This is a genomic window from Streptomyces sp. NPDC019937 (assembly GCF_040631655.1).
Taxonomy (GTDB): domain Bacteria; phylum Actinomycetota; class Actinomycetes; order Streptomycetales; family Streptomycetaceae; genus Streptomyces.
Window position 1 is genome coordinate 1 of sequence record NZ_JBEYAL010000105.1, and the last position, 4,079, is coordinate 4,079.

1 protein-coding gene is annotated in these 4,079 nt (G+C 69.6%); it reads left to right on the plus strand.

Annotation, left to right across the window (positions count from 1 at the left end):
- Window positions 1–111 precede the first annotated feature (111 nt).
- Window positions 112–4,079: SDR family NAD(P)-dependent oxidoreductase (locus ABZ562_RS41010; protein ID WP_361490533.1), on the plus strand; the 3,968-nt coding region annotated here is incomplete at its 3' end.

The following is a 4,079-nucleotide window of genomic DNA, read 5'->3' on the forward strand; positions in this document are numbered from 1 at the left end:
CGACTCCACACCACCGGAAACACCGTCGACTGGACACCCTGGTACCCCGCCACCCCAACCCCCCGCACCATCGAACTACCCACCTACGCCTTCCAACGCGAGCACTTCTGGTTGGCCTCTGCCAAGACGGCCACGGATGTCACCGAGACCACGCAAGCGGACCGGGCGTTCTGGGAAGCCGTGGAGCGCGAGGATGTGGAATCTCTCGCCGCGACCCTCGACTCCCCCGTCGAACAGCACCCCATGTTGGGCGCCGTGCTGCCGACTCTGTCTGCCTGGCGGCGACAGCATCGTGAACAAGCGGTCATCGATTCCTGGCGGTACCGGACCACCTGGACGCAACTTTCCGCGCCCGCCACACCCACCGCGCTCGCCGGCACCTGGCTGTTGCTCATCCCGTCCGACCACACCGACCACCCGGCCGTAGCGACCGTCGTACAAGCCCTCACCACCCACGGCGCCACTCCCCTCCCCCACACGCTCGACCCCCGTCAAGCCCATCGCGATGGTCTGGTGGAAGAACTCACCCGGCTCACCGCCGACAGCGAGCCGGCAGGGGTCGTCAGTCTGCTCGCGCTCGCCCAGGAGCCGCACCCCGCCTACGCCGCGGTTCCCTCCGGGCTCGTCGCCACCACCGCCCTCGTCCAGGCGCTCGGTGACGCCGAGGTCGCCGCGCCCCTGTGGTGTCTCACCCAGGGTGCCGTCGCCATCCATCCCGCCGATCCGCTCCCCAGTCCGTGCCAGGCGCAGACCTGGGGGTTCGGCCGCGCGGCCGCGCTGGAACACGCCCGCCGCTGGGGCGGCCTGATCGATCTCCCGACCGTCATCGATCACCACACCTCCGACCGTCTCGCGGCGCTACTCGCGCCCGGGCAGCCCGAGGATCAGGCCGCGATCCGCACCACCGGCACGTATGCCCGTCGCCTCGGTCGCGCTCCCCTGCCGTCCGCGAGCCGTGTTCCGTGGCAGCCGAGCGGTACGACGCTGATCACCGGCGGTACCGGCGGGCTCGGCTCCCACATCGCACGCTGGCTCGCCCGCAACGGCGCACCACACCTCCACCTCACCAGCCGCACCGGCCCCGACGCCCCCGGGGCCGACCAGCTGACCCAAGAACTCACCGACCTCGGCACCACCGTCACCATCACCGCCTGCGACGTCTCGAATCGGGACGCGTTGCACCAGCTGATCGAAGCCATTCCCGCCGAACACCCCCTCACCACCGTCATCCACGCCGCCGGTGCCTCCGACACCGAGCTGATCGCCGATCTCCAGCCGGAACGCCTCCGGCATGTGATGGAGCCCAAGGCCCTGGCCGCCAAACATTTGCATGAGCTCACGAGGGGACTCGACCTCAGCGCGTTCGTCCTCTTCTCCTCCGGCGCCGCCTCCTGGGGCGGCAGCCGTCAAGCCGCCTACGCCGCCGCCAACACCTACCTCGACGCCCTCGCCCAACACCGCCGTGCCCAAGGACTTCCCGGCACCAGCATCGCCTGGGGACCCTGGAGCGACGCGGGCATGGCCGCCGACGAAACGGCGCTCTCCTTCTACGGGCGGCGCGGGCTGGCTCCGCTCAACCCCGATCTCGCGGTCGCGGCGCTCCACCACGCGCTCAACCATCGCGACACCACCGTCACCATCGCGGACATCGACTGGGAGAAGTTCCCGACCACTTTCACGGCGCAACGGCCCAGTCCGCTGCTCTCCGATCTGATCGAGCCCGCCGTACAGCCTGCGGACCATCGCCGTGCCCCGTCCGCTGTCACACCGCTGCGCCAGCAGCTCGATACGAGCACCCCCGCTCAGCAGCATCAGCTTCTCCTGCACCAGATCCAGTCCCTGGCGGCCGCCATCCTGGGCCACGCCGGGCCCGAGGCCATCCCACTCACCCAGCCGTTCCAGGAGCTGGGGTTCGACTCCCTCACCGCCGTCGAACTCCGTAACCAGCTCGCCACCCTCACCGGCATCGACCTTCCGCCCTCCCTCATCTTCGACCACCCCACACCGCACACCCTCGCGACCCACCTATGTGCCGACATCACGGGGCAGCGGACGACGGTCGCCACCCACGCCCCCACCGCGGCCGCGCTCGACGAACCGATCGCGATCGTCGGAATGGCCTGTCGCTATCCCGGTGGCGCACGCAACCCGAAGGATCTGTGGGAGCTGGTCGTCACACGTCACGACGCCATCAGCGAAATGCCCACCGACCGGCACTGGGACCTGAACACGCTCTTCCACCCCGACCCTGACCACACGGGTACGAGTTACGTCCGCGAGGGCGGCTTTCTTCACGACGCACCCGCGTTCGATGCGGCGTTCTTCGGCATCAGCCCGCGCGAAGCACTCGCCATGGACCCCCAGCAGCGACTGCTCCTCGAAACCGCATGGGAGACCTTCGAAAACGCGGGACTCGACCGCGACGCACTGAGCGGCAGCAACACCGGGGTATTCGCCGGAGTCACTTCCCAGGACTATCTGTCGCTCACCGGCGATACGGCAAGCGATGTCGAGGGCTACGTCGCCACGGGAAACATCGGCAGCGTCGTGTCCGGCCGGGTGGCGTATTCGTTCGGCTTGGAAGGGCCCGCGGTCACGGTCGACACAGCCTGTTCGTCGTCGCTCGTGGCCATGCATCTGGCCGCCCAGGCGCTACGGCAGGGCGAATGCACCCTCGCCCTGGCCGGTGGGGTGACGGTGATGGCCACCCCGGGCGCGTTCATCGAGTTCTCCCGCCAGCGCGGCCTGGCCCCCGATGCCCGGTGCAAGCCGTTCGCCGCGGCCGCCGACGGCATGGTGTGGGGCGAGGGTGTGGGCCTCGTCCTGCTGGAACGGCTGTCGGACGCCCGGCGCAACGGCCACCGCGTACTGGCACTCGTACGGGGCTCGGCCGTCAACCAGGACGGCACGAGCAACGGACTGACGGCACCGAACGGGCCCTCCCAGCAGCGGGTCATCGGCCAGGCCCTCGCCAACGCCCGGCTGACCCCGTCCGAGGTGGACGCGGTCGAGGCACATGGCACCGGGACCACCCTCGGCGACCCGATCGAGGCCCAGGCGCTGCTCGCCACGTACGGACAGGACCGGCCGGACGATCGCCCCCTGTGGCTCGGCTCCATCAAGTCCAACATCGGCCACACCCAGGCGGCTGCCGGTGTGGCCGGTGTGATCAAGATGGTGATGGCAATGCGGCACGGGCTGCTGCCCGCCTCGCTGCACATCGACCAGCCGACGCCCAACGTGAACTGGTCCGAAGGCGACGTACGGCTGCTCACCGAGCCGGTCCCCTGGCCGGAGGGAGAAGAGCCACGCCGGGCGGGCGTGTCGTCGTTCGGCATCTCGGGTACGAACGCGCACCTGATCCTGGAGCAAGCCCCCCACGCGGGAGCGCCGGTTCCCACCGCCGGCGGTGCCGTTCCGTGGCTGGTGTCCGCGCACAGCGCAGAGGCGCTTCGCGGGCAGGCGGCGGCTCTGGCCGAGCACGTCAGCGTTGTGGACGACGTATCGCCGGTGGAGGTGGGCTGGTCACTGCTGAAGACCCGCTCACTCTTCGACCACCGAGCCGTCATCGTCGGCGAAAGCCACGAAGAACTGACGGCGGGCTTGCAGGCCCTGGCCACCGGTGCGGCGCACCCAGCCGTCGTACATCCCGGAGGGCCGGCGAGTACTTCGGGTCAGACGGTGTTCTTGTTCAGCGGTCAGGGCACCCAGCGTCCCGGCATGGGTGCGGCGCTGTATGACCGATTCCCGGTCTTCGCCGAAGCCTTCGACGAGGTCTGCACACTCCTGGACCCTCACCTGGAGCATCCGCTACGCAACGTCGTCTTCAGCCAGGACCCCGAACAGGCACAGCTGCTGGACCACACCACCTACGCCCAAGCCGGACTCTTCGCCCTCCACATCGCCCTCGCCCGGCTCCTCGCCTCCATGAACATCTATCCGGACGCCGTCATCGGCCACTCCATCGGCGAGGTTGCCGCCGCACACATCGCCGGCGTCTTCGACCTCCCCGACGCCTGCCACCTCGTAGCCGCACGCGCCACCCTCATGGGCCAACTCCCCACCGGCGGCACCATGGC